General features: G+C 64.8%; 16 protein-coding genes. 8 read left to right on the forward strand and 8 right to left on the reverse strand.

The annotated features are described in order from the left end of the window. Positions 1-78 precede the first annotated feature (78 nt). From HNQ66_RS09665 to HNQ66_RS09700, 8 genes are all read right to left on the reverse strand, one after another. Positions 79-1,215 (reverse strand): DUF2333 family protein, encoded by a 1,137-nt coding sequence (locus tag HNQ66_RS09665; protein ID WP_184143544.1) that lies wholly within the window; start codon positions 1,213-1,215, stop codon positions 79-81. Further along, positions 1,208-2,509 carry a DUF6638 family protein gene (locus HNQ66_RS09670; protein WP_184143545.1) on the reverse strand — a complete coding sequence of 434 codons (1,302 nt, stop codon included), beginning with the start codon at positions 2,507-2,509 and terminating at the stop codon, positions 1,208-1,210. The genes HNQ66_RS09665 and HNQ66_RS09670 overlap by 8 nt, the downstream gene beginning before the upstream one ends. Further along, positions 2,506-2,910: an endonuclease domain-containing protein gene (locus tag HNQ66_RS09675; RefSeq protein WP_184143547.1), complete on the reverse strand. Its 405-nt coding sequence runs from the start codon at positions 2,908-2,910 to the stop codon at positions 2,506-2,508. Before HNQ66_RS09675 ends, HNQ66_RS09670 begins: the two co-directional genes overlap by 4 nt. A 152-nt stretch (positions 2,911-3,062) precedes the next feature. Beyond that, positions 3,063-4,973 (reverse strand): AAA family ATPase, encoded by a 1,911-nt coding sequence (locus HNQ66_RS09680; RefSeq protein ID WP_184143549.1) that lies wholly within the window; start codon positions 4,971-4,973, stop codon positions 3,063-3,065. A gap of 1 nt (position 4,974) precedes the next feature. Next, complete coding sequence (locus HNQ66_RS09685; protein ID WP_184143551.1) at positions 4,975-6,123, reverse strand: hypothetical protein; 1,149 nt, start codon at positions 6,121-6,123, stop codon at positions 4,975-4,977. 226 nt (positions 6,124-6,349) lie between these two features. Continuing rightward, entirely contained in the window at positions 6,350-7,438 is a 1,089-nt protein-coding gene (locus HNQ66_RS09690; protein WP_184143552.1) for a coiled-coil domain-containing protein, read from the reverse strand. A 168-nt stretch (positions 7,439-7,606) separates the two neighbouring features. Further along, positions 7,607-7,984 carry a c-type cytochrome gene (locus HNQ66_RS09695; protein WP_184143555.1) on the reverse strand — a complete coding sequence of 126 codons (378 nt, stop codon included), beginning with the start codon at positions 7,982-7,984 and terminating at the stop codon, positions 7,607-7,609. A gap of 27 nt (positions 7,985-8,011) precedes the next feature. Then, on the reverse strand, positions 8,012-8,599 hold the full coding sequence (locus tag HNQ66_RS09700) for a thymidine kinase (RefSeq protein WP_184143557.1): 588 nt from the start codon (positions 8,597-8,599) through the stop codon (positions 8,012-8,014). Positions 8,600-8,828: 229 nt separating this feature from the next. On the opposite strand from HNQ66_RS09700, the gene HNQ66_RS09705 reads away from it, so the two are divergent. The 8 genes from HNQ66_RS09705 to ade all read left to right on the forward strand — a co-directional run bounded on the left by HNQ66_RS09705 (position 8,829) and on the right by ade (position 17,594). Then, the gene (locus HNQ66_RS09705) at positions 8,829-9,788 is read left to right on the forward strand and encodes a choline ABC transporter substrate-binding protein (protein WP_184143559.1); all 960 of its coding nucleotides are present in this window, start codon (positions 8,829-8,831) and stop codon (positions 9,786-9,788) included. A 150-nt stretch (positions 9,789-9,938) separates the two neighbouring features. Beyond that, positions 9,939-10,811, forward strand: a complete 873-nt coding sequence (gene choW, locus HNQ66_RS09710) for a choline ABC transporter permease subunit (protein ID WP_184143561.1) — start codon at positions 9,939-9,941, stop codon at positions 10,809-10,811. After that, positions 10,811-11,854, forward strand: coding sequence for a choline ABC transporter ATP-binding protein (choV, locus tag HNQ66_RS09715; protein ID WP_184143563.1), 1,044 nt, complete (start codon positions 10,811-10,813; stop codon positions 11,852-11,854). The genes choW and choV overlap by 1 nt, the downstream gene beginning before the upstream one ends. A gap of 81 nt (positions 11,855-11,935) precedes the next feature. Further along, complete coding sequence (locus HNQ66_RS09720; protein WP_184143565.1) at positions 11,936-12,700, forward strand: HugZ family pyridoxamine 5'-phosphate oxidase; 765 nt, start codon at positions 11,936-11,938, stop codon at positions 12,698-12,700. Between the two features lie 184 nt (positions 12,701-12,884). Next, on the forward strand, positions 12,885-13,223 hold the full coding sequence (locus HNQ66_RS09725) for an ArsR/SmtB family transcription factor (protein WP_184143567.1): 339 nt from the start codon (positions 12,885-12,887) through the stop codon (positions 13,221-13,223). Positions 13,224-13,398: 175 nt separating this feature from the next. Further along, complete coding sequence (gene aptA / locus HNQ66_RS09730; protein ID WP_184143569.1) at positions 13,399-14,724, forward strand: omega-aminotransferase AptA; 1,326 nt, start codon at positions 13,399-13,401, stop codon at positions 14,722-14,724. A 243-nt stretch (positions 14,725-14,967) separates the two neighbouring features. Next, positions 14,968-15,837, forward strand: a complete 870-nt coding sequence (locus tag HNQ66_RS09735; RefSeq protein WP_184143571.1) for an aldose 1-epimerase family protein — start codon at positions 14,968-14,970, stop codon at positions 15,835-15,837. Positions 15,838-15,899: 62 nt separating this feature from the next. After that, positions 15,900-17,594, forward strand: coding sequence for an adenine deaminase (gene ade / locus HNQ66_RS09740; protein ID WP_184143573.1), 1,695 nt, complete (start codon positions 15,900-15,902; stop codon positions 17,592-17,594). Positions 17,595-17,635: the final 41 nt, after the last annotated feature.

The following is a 17,635-nucleotide window of genomic DNA, read 5'->3' on the forward strand; positions in this document are numbered from 1 at the left end:
CTCCGTCCGCGGCGCATTCCTGTTGGCATGCCATTCCAGCGTGAAGGCGGGCGGGTCTCCCCGCCCGTTCTGCGCTCGTTACCGAGCCAGCACGTCGCGCATTTCCACCAGGTTGGAGCGCACGCGCAGGATATAGAAGCCCATCGTGGCAAGGTGCGTCGGCATGATCCAGCCGTCTTCCTTCCCGTTGGAGATGATGAACGGCTGCACCTTCAGCGCGGAGCGCAGCTGCTTGATGCTTTCGCCCCACAGCGTCCCGATGCCGCGCGCCTTGATCACCGCGTCGAAATCCGCGCCGGCTGCCGAAAGGATGCCGTAGTAGCCGTAGAGCTGGCCGTAGGCGAACCAGAAGCGGTCGTCGGCGCGCGTATCGAACCAGCCGCCGTTCTGGAATTCCGACTGCCTGCGGATGATGTCGGAGGTGGCGCCGATATCGTTGGTGATGCGGTCGAGGAATTCGATCAGGTTGTCCGAGCGCCCGTCGAAGATCGCCTCGCAGGCCTCGAGCGAGGCGTTGAACTTGCGCAGGTCCCCCATGGCCGTGCGGTAATAGTTCGGCGTGGGCGTCTTCGGCAGCAGCGAATCCGAGCCGAAATACCAGGTCTCCTCGTCGAACTGCATGTTGCCGCGGGCGCGCTGGAGGTCGTTGTTGATGCCGGAGGTGCCGCGCACGCGGCCGAGCGCGTCGACCAGCTCGACGGCGGTGCGGCGGATCGCCTGGTTCACGCCGCGCTGGAAGGCCGCCTTGTTGTCGAACCAGGGCGTCTTGTCCCACTCCAGCCCGAAGAGCCCGAGCTTGTAGAGCAGCATGGAGGAGATCCAGGCATTCTGGTTGACGTTGAAATCGATGAGGTCGGCCGTCACGTCGACGATGGCAGAGCGCACGCAGGTCTTCGGCTCCGGCTCGCCCACCTCGCCGGTCGGCGTCGTGGCGGAGGACGTGCCTGCATCCTGCTTGCGCTCGCCGAGATTGTAGGCGTTGACATAGTCGGGGTTGAAGTTCGTCCATGCCTGCGTCTGCCAGATGAAATAGGCGTAGAAGCCGACAAGGAGGATGAGGAAGATGCCGATCGGCCCGCGGATGAGCCAGCCGCGCGCCCTGTACCAGTTCGCCGCCGTGACGAAGGGCCAGAGGATCCAGGCGACCACGAGGCCGACACCCCGCCCGACGGCCGCGAAGATACGCTGGAAAAACAGGGCGATCGGGTCAAGCATTGGCGTCGTCCTCTCTGATACCGTAGAGCTTCCTGCGGAAAGCAGCCTTGTCCTGCAGATAGGTTCCCGTCAATGTCGCAACAACATAAGCGCGGAACTTTTCGCTGTAGCGCTCGTAGGCGGCGTAGAAGCCCTGCTTGTCGAAGACGAAGCGGGACACGAAGTCGTAGGGGACCATCTGCGAAATCAGGCGGTTGACGAGCCACTGGTCCGGATGGTCCGGCGCGGCGCGCACGAGCTGGAAGCGCCGCTTCGGCTCCACCTCGTCGATCTTGATCTCGCCTGTCGCCGCCACCGTGCGGATCGCCTCCTGAAGGAACGGATAGGAGCCCTCTGCCGCCACCCGGTCGGCGTTGCGGTGCATCCAGGTCTGGAGCCAGATGCGGTCGGCCTTTTCGAGGTCGGCGGTCGGGTCGCTCTCGTTGACGAGGCCGGCGATCGTCATGTCCGCCCGGTGCTGGAAGAGGCCGGACGGCTCGACCCAGGAGGCGCGCGGCAGCTCCAGCCGCTTCGTCGAGACGAGGAAGTCGAAGATGCGCCTGTGGTCGTCGAGCGCGATATAGCTCACCTGCCAGGGCCGCGAGCGGCGGAAACCCGGCACGGTCGGATCGCAGATCACCGTCGTCGCCTTGCCGTCGAGGAAGACGTAGACGCCGCCGAAATGATTGGCCCAATAGGCCTCGTGGCGGAAGACGAGCTGGTCCGGCACCAGCGCGTTCTGCCGGATGTCGCCGGTCTGTTTCGCAAGCTCCACCATGCGGGTCAGCATGGCGTCGTCCGACCAGGCGTTCGGCACCGTCTTCAGCCGGTCGACCAGCCCGCGCAGCTCCGCCGCCTTGCCGAGCATGTCCTCCGCCGAGAGCACCCTGAAGCGCACCTCGTTGATCGAGAGAAGATCGTCGATATCGCGCACGACCGAGACGGAATCCTCGATCTCGCCATAGAGCGCATCGCGGATCGTCACCGCATTGATCGCCCGCGCGTTCGCCGCGAAGAACTCGTGCATCAGCGCGGCGGTGTTGGAAAAGCTGGTATGGACCACCGGCAGGTTCACCTGCTCGGGCGTCATGACGATGAAGCGCCGGTTGACGCGGTTCGGATCGAGATAGTCCCGGTCGCCCAGCTCGTCCGCGATCTCCGGCGAAAAGCCCGTCATGTCGATGCGGAAGCCCGAAAGCGCCGTGCGCGGCGTGCCGAACCCGTCGAGCGCCTTGTTGTAGCGCTCGATCAGATGCGGCTCCTCCACCGGCAGCAGCCGGCCATAGACCAGTTCGGCTTCGAGGAGGCGTTTCATGCGGTCACCGTTGCCGGCAGAAACGTGAAATCCGTTTCGGTCACGCGCTCCGTCAGGCGGTCCTCGCAGATCGCTACAATCGTCTCCAGCACCGAATCGCGCTTCGTGATCACATCCACATTCCAGAAGCGGGCAACGGACCAACCGTTCATGCCCATGAATTCATTTCGTTTCCGATCGTATTCACTACCTGCGTGCTGGCTGCCGTCAACCTCGATCACCACCATTTTCTCCCGGCAGGCAAAGTCTGCGAAATAAGGACCGATCACGAGCTGGCGCACGAACTTGAAGCCATTCAACCGCCGCCCGCGCAACTCGGACCAAAGCCACGCCTCGGCATCGTTATCGACCCGGCGCAACTGCCTTGCTCTTGTGATTCTCTTGCCGTTCGCACCGCGCATTTGCCCCTCACCCTAACCCTCTCCCCGCAGGCGGGGAGAGGGAACGTGCCCCATGCAGCACTGAATATGTGGGAAAACGGCGCGGCATATCTCCTTCGCCCCGCTTGCGGGGAGAAGGTGGCCGGCAGGCCGGATGAGGGGCAACCACGCAATTACCACCGCCCCTCCGCCTTCATCGCCTCCATCTCGCGGATCGCCTTTTCGCGCTGGCGCTCGCGGCGGATGATGTCGGAGACGGCGGCGTCGTCGGACTTGTCGGTGTAGCGGAATTCCGAGTCGGCGTAGCGGTTGATCTCCTGGAGGACCATCTCCATGGTGATGGGCCCGCGCAGTTCCTCGATCATCGCCTTCTTCTCGTCGTAGCCCTTGTGCATGAAGGCCTCGGGCGTCGCGAACCAATCGTCCGGCAGGTCGACGTCCATGGCGCGCATCTTGATCGCATCCGTGATGTTCTTGATGGCGCGGCCGGTGAAGCGCGGCTCGGCGATCTTGATGGCGTGGAGATAGCTGCCGATGTCCTCCAGCGTGCGGATCGCGCCGTGCTCCTTCTCGTGCCGCTCCCACACCGCCAGCAGACCGTCCTCCTGCGGGCGTGCGTGCTGCTCGTAGGAACTGGAGACGGCGCGCCTGATCTCCTGCCCCTCGAAGAGGACATGGCCGCCGAGCGGGATCGAATGGTTCCTGCCGACGAGCATGGCGAAGATGTCGATATAGTCGTCCTCGGTCTGCGGCCCGTCGACCAGCCAGCGGGCGCCGGCGCGCTGGCGCAGCGCGTCGTCGACATTCTCCGGATAGTTGGAAAACATGCCGAAGGTGCAGTTGCCGCGCACCACCGTCGAGGCACCGGCAAAACTCTCCATCAGCACCGCCGTCACCTCGTGCTGGCCGGCCGAGGCCCGGTCGTCGGAGCGTTTCGCGGCGACCTGGTCGACGTCGTCGATCGTGCCGAAGCCGATGGCCTTGGGATTGACGACGTTGGTGACGAACTCCTTGCAGTTCTGGCCGGATTTGCCCTGGTAGGACGAAATCTGGTCGACGCCGAAATTCTCGTAGTGGAAGGCGTAGCCGGCGATCCGGCAGTAGTCGTCGAGAAGGCCGGCCAGCATCTGGATGAGGATCGTCTTGCCGGTGCCCGGCATGCCGTCGCCGATGAAAGTGAAGAGGAAGCCGCCGAGCTCGACGAAAGGATTGAGCTGCCGCTCGAAATCGTAGGCGACGAGCATCTTGGCAAGCTTCATCGCCTGGTACTTGGCGATGTGGTTGCCGATGATCTCGTTCGGTTTCTTGAACGTCATGACAAGCGGCTTGCGCTTCTGGCCGGGCGCGACATCGAAGCCGGAGAGCGTGAAATCGTCCTGCTCTATGCGGATATGCGCGTTCTCGAAGCCGGCAAGCCCGGTGAAGCGGGCGCGGCGGGAAATCAATCCCTCGATGGCGACGCGCGAGAAGGCGCGCGCCCGGCTGACGAGCGCCGCATCGTCCGGCGCACCGGCAAGCGTGCGGTCGAGGCCGGCGACCATGCTCTTCAGGGCATCCTGCGGCGTGTCGAAGAGATAGTCCGGTTCTCCGCCATCCTCCACCGGCTCGCCCTCGCCCGGCAGCGTCGCACCGAGATAGGCGGCGAAAGTGAAGGCGGCGATATAGGCGGAGGCCGAGAGCAGCGCCTTGAAGCGGCTCGCCTCCTCGCCGCCGAGCGGTGCCGCGAGATTGCGCGCTTGCAGGCCTTCGAGATCGCTCTGGCGCGAAAACACCTCCGCCACCGCCAGCGCCACCTGCAACCCGCGCCGCGCGCGAAAAAGCACGGCATGCTGCTGCGGCGAGAGCATCGGGTCGTCCGCGCGCACGGACTGGACGGTCCTTGCCAGCTCCACCTCGCGCGTGCGCCGCGTGCCGGCGGTCGAGACCGTCGAGACGAAGCGCCGTCCCGTGCCGGCAAGCGCCGTGCCGTTGCGGCCGTCGTCGCTTTCGAGGATGACGAGCTTGGTGACGAGGCTCTGCGCCGCCGCCTGGTGCTTGGCGATGTCGTCCTCGTGGATCGTCGTCAGTCCGGCATTGAGGCTCATGCTAGCCCTCGCTGATTACCTGGTTTCCCGAGATCACATGGACCTTGTAGCTGCCGAAGATGCCCTGCGTCTCGCCCGCCGCATAGAGCGCCTGGTAGGCGTCGTGCGGCACGAGCGCGTGCTTCTCATAGGCGCTGACGCCCATGCGGATGGCTTCGAGATCGTCGGTCTCGATGTGGAATTCCTCCTGCGCGGGCGTCGAGCTCCAGAAACCCTTCTGCGCCGGGCGCTCGGCCTTGGAGAACACCTCCTGCACCGTCCATGTCAGCAGCCAGGCGTTCTCCGGCCGCCGCACCTTGGAGAGGATCTCGTTGACCTTCTCGTTGTTCTCGGTGATGCCCGCCGAATAGAAGGGCCCGAGCACGATGCGGCGGAGCTGCTTGGGATGCAGCGTCGGAAAATCACGGTCGAGGTTGGTGGCGATCGTCACCGGCGTCAGCGAATAGGCACTGTTCTTTAGCGCGAAATCGTCGAAGCGGGAGGCAAGCTCGGGATTGAGCAGCCCGCCGACCGGCAGCGGGATATCCACGTCCGGGTTGAGCTTGCCGTCCTTCGTCACCAGCATGTCGATGACGTTCTCCGCCGAATCCTCGATGGTCGCCATGTAGATCATCGGCAGCGTCGCCGTGCCGTCGAAGGCGCCCCAGCACACGACGTAATAGGGCCGCATGGTCTTCGGGTTGACGGCGACGCGAATGGTTTCCGGCAACACGAAGGGCGAGAAGATGTCGCCCTTGCCGATCTGCTCCAGATAGAGCCTTTCGGCCATGCGCGCCTGAAGGTCGCCGGGAAAGGCCTTCTGCCGGAGGATGAAATCCGCCATCTCGGACCGGAGCTGGTCGGCGTTCGGCATGGCGGCAAGCCGCTTCTCCGCGCTCTGCCGGTCGTTCTCCAGCTCCAGCACGTTCTGGAAAACCGGAAAGCCGCTCTCGGCCCGCGAAACGCGGAACTGCTGGACGAAGCCGATACGGTTCTCCCAGCAGGCGAAGGACGCCTTCAGCCGCGAGAGATACGGCATGACCACCTCCCCCACCACGGAATTGCGGTAGAGCGGCGAATTGCGGTCGCCAAGGAAGATTTCGAGCCCGCCGAGGGCGGAGCGGATGGTGGCGAAATATTGCGCGACGGGGCTGTCAGCGGGGGTGTTCATCGGGGGCGTGCCCCGAAAATACCCCCCTCTGCCCTGCCGGGCATCTCCCCCTCAAGGGGGGAGATTGGCTGGAAGCAGGGGCTTCTTTCCTCTTGCAGCGAAAGTGATGACCGAGACGTTGCCACGATTCGATCTCCCCCCTTGAGGGGGAGATGCCTGGCAGGGCAGAGGGGGGTAGCCACACCCGTCGACCTTGCCGACAACAAACCCGTCATCGAAAAAACCATCACGACTTCACGTAATTGGCCGTGTTGTGCTTGTCCATCACGGCCTGGAAGCGCCGGGCGAAGGCGTCGTCGGCGAGTTTCTTGCGGCGCTGGATGTCCTGCGTCGCGAGCATGTTCTTCTCGTGCATTTCGAGAAGGTCGCCGATATGGCGCTGGGCGGCCGAGCCGATGCCGGCCATGGTCTCTTCCGCCGCCGTATCGACCTGCGAGCCCAGCGTGTTGATCTTGTGCGCCACGTCCTGCTGGGCGGCCGTCTTCAGCGAATCCTCCAGCGCCTTGTAGAGGACGATGCGCTGCTCGGTGTCGATGGTCAGCTTGTTGATCAGCGTGTTCTGCGCGGCGATCTGGTTGTTGAGCGAATCCACGAAGGTCTGGAACATGGAGGTATAGCGCTCCAGCGTCTGGCTTTCGGCCAGAAGCTCCTGTTCCCTTGCCTGCATCTGGTTGTATTCGGTCGCCAGCGCCGAGCGCTCGCCCTCAAGCTCCGTACGGGTCTTCTGGTCCGTCGAGGCGGCGATGCGGTTTTCGAGGTCCATCAGGAGCGGGTTCAGTTCCTCGATGCGCTTCTGCGTCGTTTCGAGGTTCGCCATCGTGCCCTTGCGCCGCTCGATCACCTGCACGAGGCTCGCCTCGGAGGTCTTGTAGCGCTGGTCGAGGATCGACTTCTGCTCCTTGAGGATGCCGACGATGGTGTCGGACTTGGAGAGCAGTTCCTGGAGATTGCCGGCCAGCGACATGTTGCGCACGCGGTCGGTGCGCATGCGCTGCATCTTCTGCTTGGAGAAGATGCCGATGAACTTCTCGTAGCCCGTATAGCTCTTCATGCTCTCGAATTCGGTGCCGAAGACGTTGGTGGCGTCCTCCAGCCCGATGATGAGGTCGGCGATGTTGCCCTCCATCACCTTCTGCTGGGCGATGACATCCTGGATGCGGGCGTTCTCGATATCGAAATTGACGTCGCCGAGCTTGGTGTCGGCCTTGGCGAACTGCTCCAGCACGACGCCGGACTGCTCCAGCTTGCCGCGCATCTCGTTGACGACGCCGCGGGTCTTTGCGATTTCCGTATCGAAGTTCTGAAGTGTGGCCATCCCTCTCCCCTTGTCTCTCCACGGCAGACGTCCGCGCCGCGCGATTTATTCCGCCGCGACACTATACGATTTCAGACAGATAGGAACCTGTCCGCGGGTTTTCCCGGTCAAACATGTGGGACACGGCGAACGCGCCGCAAGATGGCCGGCGAAATTTTCCGCGCGCCGCTATTGTCCGGCGGGCGCCTTCAGATAGGCGATGAGGTTGGCGATATCCTCGATCTTCTTCAGCCCCGCGAACGTCATGCGCGTTCCCGGCACCATCGCCTTGGGCGATTGCAGGTATTCGGCAAGCACCGCCTCGTTCCAGACCTTGCCGCCCTCGGAGAAGGCCTTCATCGCCGGGGAATAGCTGTAGTCGGCTACGGAAGCGACCGGGCGCCCGACGACCCCGGCAAGGGTCGGCCCGACGCGGTTGACCGGCTCCGTCGAATGGCACGGCGCGCATTTCCGGAAGACCGCCTTGCCCGCCACCGCATCGCCCTCCGCATGCGCGGGGGCGGAAAGACAGAGGGAAATGGCGGCAAGGGTGCAGAGCTTTCTCATCGTTCGTCCTTTCGCCGCCGGACGGCCTCAGTCGGCGGCCATGATATCGTCCCAGTGGCGGCGGCAGTAGGAGACGTATTTGTCGTTGCCGCCGATCTCGACCTGCGCGCCCTCCTTCACGACCTTGCCGTCCGCCCCGAGCCGAACGACCATGGTGGCCTTGCGGCCGCAATGGCAGATGGTGCGCACCTCGCGCAGTTCGTCTGCAAGCGCGAGAAGCGCCCTGGAGCCGGGGAAGAGCTTGCCCTGGAAATCGGTGCGCAGGCCGTAGGCCATGACGGGAATGTGCATCCGGTCGGCGACGCGCGCAAGCTGCCAGACCTGTTCCTCGGTGAGGAACTGCGCCTCGTCGACGAAGACGCAGGCGATCCTGTCGTCGCCCTCCCCGTTCAGTTCCTCGATATGCCGGTAGAGGTCGTCCGCCCGGTCGAAGGCGATGGCGTCGGCGGAAAGGCCGATGCGCGAGGAGATGCGCCCCTGCCCGGCGCGGTCGTCGAAGGCGGCGATGAGGATCGCCGTGCGCATGCCGCGTTCGCGGTAGTTGTAGGACGCCTGCAGGAGCAGCGTCGACTTGCCCGCGTTCATCGTCGCATAACTGAAATAGAGCTTGGCCATGATTTTCTCCGCTGCCCGTCTCATGGCCCGGCAGGGCGCGCTTTTCCAGCGGGAAAGGCCGCAAAACCACAGAAATCATCGGGGCCCATCCGTTGCGACATCCATGTGCGAAATTGCGAACAGGGCCGAAATTTATTGGACCTTTCAGGGCCTTCCGGTTACGCCAAGGCGCTTGAAAGCATATCGTTTTGGTGATTGGCTAAACACCAGTCATAAGGGGAGCAATAAAATGAAGACTGCATCATCGTTCAAGACGCTGCTTGCCGCCGCCGCATCCGTTCTGGCGGTCGGCGTCGCAACGGCTTCGGCCGCCGAGGCGGAAAGCTGTGGCAAGGTCCGTTTCTCCGACGTCGGCTGGACGGACATCACCGCCACGACGGCGACCGCGACCACCATCCTCAAGAGCCTCGGCTATGAAACGGAAGTAACGGTCCTGTCCGTTCCGGTCACCTATACCTCGCTCAAGAACAAGGACATCGACGTCTTCCTCGGCAACTGGATGCCGACCATGGAAGCCGACATCAAGCCCTTCCGCGACGACGGCTCTGTCGAGACGGTGCGCGAGAACCTCGAAGGCGCGAAGTACACGCTGGCGACCAATGCCAAGGGCGCCGAGATCGGCATCAAGGACTTCAAGGACATCGCCGCCCACAAGGCCGAGCTCGACGGCAAGATCTACGGCATCGAGCCGGGCAATGACGGCAACCGCCTGATCATCGACATGGTCTCCGGCAACAAGTTCGACCTTTCCGGCTTCGAGGTCGTCGAATCCTCCGAGCAGGGCATGCTGGCTGAAGTCGCCCGCTCCGAGCAGGAAAACGCGCCGATCGTCTTCCTCGGCTGGGAACCCCACCCGATGAACGCCAACTTCAAGCTGACCTACCTTACGGGCGGCGACGACGTCTTCGGCCCGAACTTCGGCGGCGCCACCGTCTACACCAACGTGCGCCAGGGCTACACCACCGAATGCCCGAACGTCGGCAAGTTCCTGCAGAACCTCAAGTTCACGCTGGAAATGGAAAACCAGATCATGGGCAAGATCCTGAACGACGGGCAGGATCCGGAAACGGCAGCGGCCGGATGGCTGAAGGCCAACCCCGCCGCCATCGAGCCGTGGCTTGCGGGCGTGACCACCAAGGACGGCAGCGGCGAGGCCCTTGCAGCGGCAAAGACCGCGCTCGGCCTCTAACGGGCAAGACCAGGGCGGGAAGGAAACTTTCCCGCCCTTCTTCTTCCCTCCGGATACTGCAATCCCAGCGAAAACGTTCGAGCGGTTTTGCACCCGGATTTTCGGAAGCGTGAAGGCGCATCCTCAACCTCCAGCCAAGGGTCTGCTGCCGTGGATTGGCTCACCGTCTCCAAAATTCCGATCGGTCCGATCGCCAAGGACGCCGTCAACTGGTTGACGACGAACGGCAAGGGACTGTTCGATTTCCTCAAGGTCGTGCTTCAGGCCGGCATCGATGCCCTCCTGTTCCTGCTGCAGGGGCCTTTCATCGAGAGCGCGGGCGGCAAGCTCGCCTTCGCGCTCTTCCTCATCGTGCTCCTGACGGCGGTAAGCTGGCGCTTCCACCGCTCCATCGGCGTTGCCGCCTTCACCTTCTTCGGCCTGCTGCTCATCGTGAACCAGGGCTACTGGAAGGAGACGACGGAAACGCTCGCGCTCGTGCTGGCGGCGACCGGCGTCAGCATGGTCGTCGGCGTGCCGCTCGGCATCGCGGCCGCGCGCCGGCCGTGGTTCTACTCGATCCTGCGCCCCATCCTCGACCTGATGCAGACGATTCCCACCTTCGTCTACCTCATCCCGGCGCTCATCCTCTTCGGCCTCGGCATGGTGCCGGGCCTGATCGCGACCGTGATCTTCGCCATACCCGCGCCGATCCGCCTGACGCGCCTCGGCATCATCTCGACGCCCCCGTCGCTGGTCGAGGCCGCCCAGGCCTTCGGCGCGACGCCCGGCCAGGTGCTGCGCAAGGTGGAGCTGCCCTACGCCATGCCGCAGATCATGGCCGGCCTCACCCAGACGATCATGCTGTCGCTGTCGATGGTGGTCATCGCCGCGCTCGTCGGCGCCAAAGGGCTCGGCGTTCCGGTGGTGCGCGCGCTCAACACCGTCAACATCTCCATGGGCTTCGAGGCGGGGCTGTGCATCGTGATCCTCGCGATCATCCTCGACCGGCTCTTCCGCTCTTCCGATGAAGGAGACTCCTGATGACCGATACCGTCGTCTTCAAGAACGTCTCCATCATCTTCGGGGACAATCCGCAAAAGGCCCTCTCGATGGTGGACGCGGGCAAGACCCGCGACGAGATCGGCGCGGAAACCGGCCTCGTGCTCGGCGTGGCCGACGCCACGCTCTCCATCAACGAGGGCGAGATACTCGTGCTGATGGGCCTTTCGGGCTCCGGCAAGTCGACGCTGCTTCGCGCCGTCAACGGGCTTGCCCCGGTGGTGCGCGGCGAGGTTGAGGTGAAGGCCGGCGCCGGCTCGGTCAATCCCTACACGGCGACGCCCAAGGCGCTGCGCGATTTCCGCATGCACACCGTCTCCATGGTGTTCCAGCAGTTCGCGCTCCTGCCCTGGCGCACCGTCGCCGACAATGTCGGCTTCGGCCTCGAGCTTGCCGGCGTGCCGGATGCCGAGCGAAAGGCGCGCGTCGGCGAACAGCTCGAGCTCGTCAACCTCTCCAAATGGGCGGACCGCAAGGTCAACGAGCTTTCGGGCGGCATGCAGCAGCGCGTCGGCCTTGCCCGCGCCTTTGCGACCGGCGCGCCGATCCTGCTCATGGACGAGCCCTTCTCCGCGCTCGACCCGCTGATCCGCACGCGCCTGCAGGACGAGCTCCTGGAGTTCCAGCGCCGGCTGAAGAAGACCATCATCTTCGTCAGCCACGACCTCGACGAGGCCTTCCGCATCGGCAACCGCATCGCCATCATGGAGGGCGGGCGCATCATCCAGTGCGGCACGCCGCAGGAGATCGTGAAGAACCCGGCCAACCAGTATGTCGCGGATTTCGTGCAGAACATGAACCCGATCAACATGCTGACCGCCGGGGACGTCATGCAGCACGGCGCCTCCGACGGCAGCGGCGGCGTGACGGCGACCGCCGCGCCGACGACCCCGCTCGTCGACGTCCTCGACGCCATGGCCCGCACGCCCGGCAATGTCGGCGTCGTCGACAACGGCACGGTGATCGGCACGATCAACGCGCAGGACATCGTCAACGGATTGACGCGGCACCGCCGGCGCGGCTGACATCGGCCGGCGATCGGATTAGATAGGGCGGCGCCTCCATGCGGGGCGCCGCCTTTTTATCGACATACGGAGCCAGACATCATGACCGAGAAGGACAAACCGAGCGTTCTGCGCGTAACGGACGACGAGGCCCGCCGCCTTGCGCGCACCCTCCTGCGCTCGGCGCGCAGTTGCCCTCTCGCCGTGTTCGAGCCGGAGACGGGCTTTCCCTTCGCCAGCCGCACCCTGACCGGCACCGATACCGACGGCACGCCCGTCATCCTCGTCTCGGCCCTTTCCTTCCACACGCAGGCGCTCAGGGCCGATCCCCGCGCCTCGCTGCTCGCCGGCGAGCCCGGCAAGGGCGATCCGCTCGCCCATCCGCGCCTCACCGTCATCTCGATTGCCGAGGAGGTGCCGCGCGAGAGCGAGGCGCGCGCCGCCCTTCGCGAGCGCTTCATCCGCCGCCACCCGAAGGCGAAGCTTTATGTCGATTTCCCCGATTTCACCTTCTTCCGCCTCGTGCCGCAGCGCGCCCTTCTCAACGGCGGCTTCGGCAAGGCCTTCGTGCTCACGGCCGAGGACCTGCTGATCCGCTCACCCGCCCGCAGCGCCCTTGCCGAGATGGAAACCGGCGCCGTCGAACACATGAACAGCGACCATGCGGAGGCCGCCGGCATCTACGCCCGCCACTATTGCGGCGCGAAGGACGGCGAATGGACGATCGTGGGGCTGGACGCGGCCGGGGTCGACCTTGCCAGCGGCGACAGATTGAAGCGGCTCGAATTTTCCCGCGAACTCGAGGAGGCCGGGGAACTTCGCGCCGAGCTTGCACGTTTGCTCCGCGAAGCAAGAGCAGCAGGCTGAGCAACCGGCGTTTTCGCGAAGACATCCGCCAGGCGGCGCCTATCGTTCCCGTAAGGCACCTGTCGCCATGCGTGCACCTACCCCCATTTCTTGCTCTTGATGGGGGTGGGTTTGTTTATATGCTAACAAGCGGATTCACATAAAAACACATGATTTGAAGCGGAAACGCCCCAAGGAGTTTCAGATGGACAAGATTTCAGACGCAGAACACGCGCAGGCCGAGATTGCATCCGATTTCCTTTCCGCCATGGCCAATCCCAAGCGCCTCCTCATCCTGAAAGTGCTGGTCGGCGGTGAAATCGCCGTCGGCGCGCTCGCGGGCCAGGTCGGCCTCAGCCAGTCGGCCCTTTCGCAGCACCTGTCGAAGCTGCGCGCGCAGAATCTCGTGACCACGCGCCGCGATGCCCAGACCATCTATTATTCGAGCAAGTCCGACGCCGTCCTGACCATTCTGGACGCGCTCGACCGCATCTACAAGACCCCCGGCAACGGCGCTTCGGAAAAGAAGCTCCGCATCGCCTGACGGACGGAAATCTTCGCATTTCCCACGCCCCGGACCAGCGTCCGGGGCGTTTTGCTTTGGCGCGGTTCCCGCACGCCCGCGCGGCCCCTTATTCGCCTTGACGGCCCGGGCCGCCTTGATAATTTGACCGACAGGTAAAATTCCCGCCTTGCAGCCGAAACCCAGGAGAGACCGCATGTCCAACCGCCTCAATACCCCCAACGATCTGCGCGCCTTCTGGATGCCGTTCACGGCCAACCGCCAGTTCAAGAAGGAGCCGCGCTTCTTCGTCGGCGCGAAGGACATGTACTACACGACCCATGACGGCCGGCAGGTGCTCGACGGCACGGCGGGCCTTTGGTGCGTCAATGCCGGCCATTGTCGCCCGAAGATCACCGAGGCGATCCGCGAGCAGGCGGGCGAACTCGACTACGCGCCCGCCTTCCAGCTCGGCCATCCCAAGGCCTTCGAGCTTGCCAACCGCCTCGTCGACATCGCGCCCGAGGGCATGGACCACGTCCTCTACACCAATTCCGGCTCGGAATCGGTCGAGACCGCGCTGAAGGTGGCGCTCGCCTATCACCGCGCCAAGGGCGACGGCGCGCGCTCGCGCCTCATCGGCCGCGAGCGCGGCTATCACGGCGTCAATTTCGGCGGCATCTCCGTCGGCGGCATCGTCTCCAACCGGAAGATGTTCGGCACGCTGCTGACCGGCGTCGACCACATGCCGCACACGCATTTCCCGGACAGGAACGCGTTTACCCGCGGCGAGCCGGAGCACGGCGGCGACATCGCCAGCGAACTCCAGCGCATCATCACCCTGCACGACGCCTCGACCATCGCCGCCGTCATCGTCGAGCCGGTCGCCGGCTCCACGGGCGTCCTCATCCCGCCGAAGGGCTATCTCCAGAAGCTGCGCGAGATCTGCACGCAGCACGGCATCCTCCTCATCTTCGACGAGGTCATCACCGGCTTCGGCCGCCTCGGCACGCCGTTCGCCGCGCAGTATTTCGACGTCAAGCCGGACATCATCACCACCGCCAAGGGCCTCACCAATGGCGTGATCCCGATGGGCGCGGTCTTCGTGACGTCGGAAATCCACGACGCCTTCATGAACGGCCCGGAACACATGATCGAGTTCTTCCACGGCTATACCTATTCCGGCAACCCGATCGCCTCGGCCGCCGCCCTCGGCACGCTCGACACCTACAAGGAAGAAGGCCTTCTCACCCGCGCCGCCGAGCTTGCCCCCTACTGGGAGGACGCCCTGCATTCGCTGAAGGATTGCCCGAACGTCATCGACATCCGCAATGTCGGCCTGATCGGCGCCATCGAGCTCGCCCCGATCGCCGGCGAGCCGACGAAACGCGCCTTCAACGCCTTCCTCAAGGCCTACGAAAAGGGCCTGCTGATCCGCACGACCGGCGACATCATCGCCCTCTCCCCGCCGCTCATCATCGAGAAGCGCGAGATCGACGAACTGTTCGGCAAGCTGCGCGAGGTGCTGCAGAACAACATCTGAGGCGGATACGGCGCCTGCCCCTTACCCCGCCCCCTCTCCCCGCAAGCGGGGCGAGGGGACGTGCCACACAGTCCCTTCCTCCGTCATGGTCGGGCTTGACCCGATCATCCACGCGGCACCCGCGGCGGTGGATCCTCGGCTCAAGGCCGAGGATGACGACGGTGGTTGAGGCGATGCAATGCGGCTCTTGCAAGTCCGCCCCGTTCAGCGCAATTGTGCGGCCACCACGACGAGGGCCAACCGATGCCGACCTCCACCCGCATTGAAAACCAGCACCTCTCCATCGAGGTCTCCTCTCTCGGCGCCGAGATGCAGTCGGCAACGACGCGCGACGGGGCGAACTGGCTGTGGAACGGCAACGCCGCCTTCTGGACGGGGCGCTCGCCGGTGCTGTTCCCCATCGTCGGCAAGACGCCGGACGATACGCTCCTCGTCGACGGCAGGTCCTATTCCATGGCGCAGCACGGTTTCGCGCGCCGGCGGGAATTCACCCTCGAAGCGGCCTCGGCGACGACCTGCCGCTACCGGCTGGAAGCCTCGGCCGAAACGCGCGCCGTCTACCCCTTCGACTTCGGCCTTTCCGTCGAGCATAGCCTCGATGGCCCGGCCCTCACCATTGCGGCAACGGTGGAGAACGGCGGCGAGACGCCGATGCCCTTCGGCCTCGGCTTTCACCCGGCCTTTCTCTGGCCGCTGCCGGGCGGCGAAGGCAGGCCGCATGTCGTCACCCTCGACAACGGCGCGGAGCCGCTACGCCAGCCGCTGGAAAACGGCCTGCTCTCGCAGGTCCGCGATCCCTCTCCGTTCGACAAAGGCCGTCTCCTCCTCGCACACGATCTCTTCGAGCATGACGCGCTCGTCTTCCCCGAAGGCGCGGGCGACGGCCTCACCTATGCCGCCGAGGGCGGGCCGGCCCTCCGTTTCCATTTCGAGGCCCTGCCGAACCTCGCGCTCTGGACGAAGCCCGGCGCGCCGTTCCTCTGCGTCGAGCCCTGGCAGGGCACCGCCGCCGAATATGGCGGCGCGCGCGAACTGAAGGACCGGCCCTACACGACGACGCTTCCGGCCGGCGAAAGCAGGCGCTTTGCCTTCACCGTCACCTTCCCGGCCTGAACATTCGCCTTTTCTCCCGCCGCAAGGCGGCTACAGTCGCGAAAAGGGAATCGGAGACTGCCATGACCGACTTGGAACGCTTCATCGACCAGGGAACCGGCCGCGAACCGGCCGATATCGTGCTGAAGGGCGGCCGGTTCTTCGACCTCGTGACGGGCGAGCTCGTCGCCTCGGACATTGCCATTTCCGGCGAGCGCATCGTCGGCACCTGCGGCGAATACCGGGGCCGCACGGAGATCGACATTTCCGGCCGCATCGTCGTGCCCGGCTTCATCGACACGCATCTCCACATCGAATCCTCGCTGGTGACGCCGCACGAATTCGACCGCTGCGTGCTGCCCTACGGCGTGACGACGGTGATCTGCGATCCGCACGAGATCGCCAACGTGCTCGGCACCGAAGGCATCCAGTTCTTCCTCGACAGCGCGCTGGAAACCATCATGGATATCCGCGTGCAGCTTTCGAGCTGCGTGCCGGCGACGCATCTGGAGACCTCAGGCGCGGACCTGCCGATCGAGCGGCTGCTGCCCTTCCGCGATCACCCGAAGGTCATCGGCCTTGCCGAATTCATGAATTTTCCGGGCGTCATCCACAAGGACCCCGTCTGTCTCGCCAAGCTGGAAGCCTTCCAGGGCGGCCATATCGACGGCCATGCGCCGCTGCTTTCCGGCAACGACCTCAACGGCTATCTTTCCGCCGGCATTCGCACCGAGCACGAATGCACCACCGCCGAGGAGGCACTGGAGAAGATCCGCAAGGGCATGCATATCCTCATCCGCGAGGGCTCCGTCTCCAAGGACTTGCATGCCCTGATGCCGATCCTCACCGAACGGCTCTCGCCCTTCCTGGCGCTCTGCACCGACGACCGCAACCCGCTCGACATCGCCGAGCAAGGCCACCTCGACTACATGATCCGCACCGCGATCAGCCACGGCCGCGCACCGCTCGCCGTCTACCGCGCCGCCTCCATCTCCGCGGCAAAGGCCTTCGGGCTTCGCGACCGCGGCCTCGTCGCCCCCGGCTGGCGCGCGGACCTCGTCGTCATCGACACGCTGGAGACCTGCAAGGCCGAGACGGTCTTCTCCGCCGGCCGCAAGGTGGACGACGCCCTCTTTGCCACCCGCAGGCCGGTGGAGCCCGTCGGCCTCGACAGCGTCAAGGCACGCCCCGTCGCCGCCGCCCATTTCGCCGTACCCGTCACGGACGGGGAAACGCCGGTGATCGGCGTCCTGCCGGGAAAGATCATCACCGAGCACCGCCGCTACCGCCTGCCGGCGAAGGGCAACCAGACGGCCCTCGACCTCGCGCAGGACATCATCAAGGTCGCCGTCATCGAGCGCCACGGCAAGAACGGCAACCACGCCAACGGCTTCGTGCAGGGCTTCGGGCTGAAGAAGGGCGCCATCGCCTCCACCGTCGGCCATGACAGCCACAATATCTGCGTCGTCGGCGTCAACGAGGACGACATGGCGACGGCGGCGAACCGCCTCGGCGAGATCAAGGGCGGCTTCGTGGTGGTGGAAGACGGCAAGGTGAAGGGCGAGATCGCCCTGCCCGTCGCCGGCCTCATGAGCCTCGAGCCCTACGAGAGCGTGCGCGACACGCTCCACCACCTGCGCCACGCCGCCTTCGCCCTCGGCGCCACGCTCGAAGAACCCTTCCTCCAGCTCGCCTTCCTGCCGCTCCCCGTCATCCCCCACCTGAAGATTTCCGACAGGGGCATGGTGGACGTGGACCGGTTCGCGCTGATCGGGTGACGGATTAGGCTTTTCGCGCACGTCTCCTTTTCGTACAATAC

The sequence above is a fragment of the Shinella fusca genome (genome assembly GCF_014203155.1).
Taxonomy (GTDB): Bacteria; Pseudomonadota; Alphaproteobacteria; order Rhizobiales; family Rhizobiaceae; genus Shinella; species Shinella fusca.

What these genes read in the sequence shown, in the direction of transcription:
- HNQ66_RS09665 (WP_184143544.1), bottom strand. Translation starts at nt 1,215, where the DNA reads ATGCTTGACCCGATCGCCCTGTTTTTCCAGCGTATCTTCGCGGCCGTC.
- HNQ66_RS09670 (WP_184143545.1), bottom strand. Translation starts at nt 2,509, where the DNA reads ATGAAACGCCTCCTCGAAGCCGAACTGGTCTATGGCCGGCTGCTGCCG.
- HNQ66_RS09675 (WP_184143547.1), bottom strand. Translation starts at nt 2,910, where the DNA reads ATGCGCGGTGCGAACGGCAAGAGAATCACAAGAGCAAGGCAGTTGCGC.
- HNQ66_RS09680 (WP_184143549.1), bottom strand. Translation starts at nt 4,973, where the DNA reads ATGAGCCTCAATGCCGGACTGACGACGATCCACGAGGACGACATCGCC.
- HNQ66_RS09685 (WP_184143551.1), bottom strand. Translation starts at nt 6,123, where the DNA reads ATGAACACCCCCGCTGACAGCCCCGTCGCGCAATATTTCGCCACCATC.
- HNQ66_RS09690 (WP_184143552.1), bottom strand. Translation starts at nt 7,438, where the DNA reads ATGGCCACACTTCAGAACTTCGATACGGAAATCGCAAAGACCCGCGGC.
- HNQ66_RS09695 (WP_184143555.1), bottom strand. Translation starts at nt 7,984, where the DNA reads ATGAGAAAGCTCTGCACCCTTGCCGCCATTTCCCTCTGTCTTTCCGCC.
- HNQ66_RS09700 (WP_184143557.1), bottom strand. Translation starts at nt 8,599, where the DNA reads ATGGCCAAGCTCTATTTCAGTTATGCGACGATGAACGCGGGCAAGTCG.
- HNQ66_RS09705 (WP_184143559.1), top strand. Translation starts at nt 8,829, where the DNA reads ATGAAGACTGCATCATCGTTCAAGACGCTGCTTGCCGCCGCCGCATCC.
- choV (WP_184143563.1), top strand. Translation starts at nt 10,811, where the DNA reads ATGACCGATACCGTCGTCTTCAAGAACGTCTCCATCATCTTCGGGGAC.
- HNQ66_RS09720 (WP_184143565.1), top strand. Translation starts at nt 11,936, where the DNA reads ATGACCGAGAAGGACAAACCGAGCGTTCTGCGCGTAACGGACGACGAG.
- HNQ66_RS09725 (WP_184143567.1), top strand. Translation starts at nt 12,885, where the DNA reads ATGGACAAGATTTCAGACGCAGAACACGCGCAGGCCGAGATTGCATCC.
- aptA (WP_184143569.1), top strand. Translation starts at nt 13,399, where the DNA reads ATGTCCAACCGCCTCAATACCCCCAACGATCTGCGCGCCTTCTGGATG.
- HNQ66_RS09735 (WP_184143571.1), top strand. Translation starts at nt 14,968, where the DNA reads ATGCCGACCTCCACCCGCATTGAAAACCAGCACCTCTCCATCGAGGTC.
- ade (WP_184143573.1), top strand. Translation starts at nt 15,900, where the DNA reads ATGACCGACTTGGAACGCTTCATCGACCAGGGAACCGGCCGCGAACCG.